The sequence below is a fragment of the Psychrobacter sp. TB55-MNA-CIBAN-0194 genome (assembly GCF_040309505.1).
Taxonomy (GTDB): Bacteria; Pseudomonadota; Gammaproteobacteria; order Pseudomonadales; family Moraxellaceae; genus Psychrobacter; species Psychrobacter fozii.
The window spans coordinates 1-1584 of the sequence record NZ_JBEOOW010000022.1; the positions used below are offsets into that span (position 1 = coordinate 1).

Sequence of the window (1584 nt, forward strand, 5' to 3'; positions counted from 1 at the left end):
CCAGCAGGTCAGAACGGAATAGATGGTTTAAACGGTGCTGATGGTACAAATGGTAAAGACGGCATTGATGGTGCTCAAGGTCCAGTTGGTCCAGCAGGTCAGAACGGAACAGATGGTTTGAACGGTGCTGATGGTACAAATGGTATCGACGGCATTGATGGTACTCAAGGCCCTGTTGGTCCAGCAGGTCAGAATGGAACAGATGGTTTAAACGGTGCTGATGGTACAAATGGTAAAGACGGCATTGATGGTGCTCAAGGTCCGGTTGGTTCAGCGGGTCAGGTTGGTATCGACGGCGCTAAAGGAGATAAAGGTGATTCAGGTATCAGTGAAGAAGCTAAAGTTGAATTAGAAAACAAAATCGAAGATAGCCAAGCTCGCTTCTTTAGCGTTAATGATTCTAGTAACAGCGAAGATGCAGGTAATTATAACAGTAATGGCGCTACTGCTGACGGTGCGATAGCGATCGGCGTTAACGCTCAATCTAAAGGTAAGGACAGCGTCGCTATAGGCACTAATAATACAGTGACTGGCGATCAATCTACTAGCGTGGGTAATGGCAATGTTGTTTCAGGTGATCGCTCAGGTGCGTTTGGAGATCCCAATATCGTCGGTGGTAACGCCAATTATGCAGTTGGTAACGACAATGTCATTGGTGATACTACTAGTAACTCTGTAGTACTAGGTAGCAATGCAACTGTTGGTGCTACAGCGGCAACAGTTGTTACCAATAGTACACCAGCTTTTGAAAACGAGACTAATGCCTCAAACTCTGTCGCTATCGGTGAGTCGGTGAACATTCAAGCAGCTAATGCAGTAGCTATCGGTGCTAATAGTAGTGTAACTCATAGCAATGCTATAGCATTAGGAGCAGGGTCACAGACCAGTGCAGACAATACCGTATCAGTGGGCAACGCAAACAGCCAGCGCCGAATTACCAATGTCGCCGCTGGTATCAGTCCAACTGATGCAGTTAATGTCTCTCAGCTTGATCAAAATCGTGCTGAAGCCTTCGGTTATACAGATAGAAGAATAAATGATCTAGAAGGAGAGACCTACTCAGCAGTTGCAGGCGCGCTTGCTTTCGGTGCTTTACGTTACCCCAATGTACCGGGTAAAGTCAGCGTTGGTCTGGGCGGTGGTACATGGGAAGGTGAGACAGGTTATGCATTTGGTGTCGGTTACACCACATCTGACGGACAGTTTTCTATCAGTAGTGCTTTTGGTGGTAGTGGCAGCCAAAATGGTGGTAACGTTGGCGTAAGCTATACTTTTGACTAACGTTTAGTGCTAAGAAATCAAAAAATACTTGAGCCTACTATTGTTTTTGATAGTAGGCTCAATCAATTGAATCTATGAGGTTAGAAGGTTTCTGAAAACTTTCCTTGTTTTCTATTTGAGATCTCGTAGGATGCATTTAATCGTAAGGGAAGTAGATTAGTGATATGGATAACCAAGTTTATTTGAATAAAGGTAAATTACCTCTTGACTCGAGATTTAAAGCGTCTATAATACGCCCCTCAACAGGGAGAACTGGCAGTAATTAGGAGATAATTACTTAATTAAAACCCAGTTAACTCATTG

The 1584-nt window shown here is 44.2% G+C and carries 1 protein-coding gene; it reads left to right on the forward strand.

Features of this window, described 5'->3' with window-relative positions; all coding sequences use genetic code 11:
- On the forward strand, positions 1–1281 hold a 1281-nt coding region (locus tag AAEY75_RS14055; RefSeq protein WP_352259901.1), incomplete at its 5' end, for a YadA family autotransporter adhesin.
- Between the last annotated feature and the right edge of the window lie 303 nt (positions 1282–1584).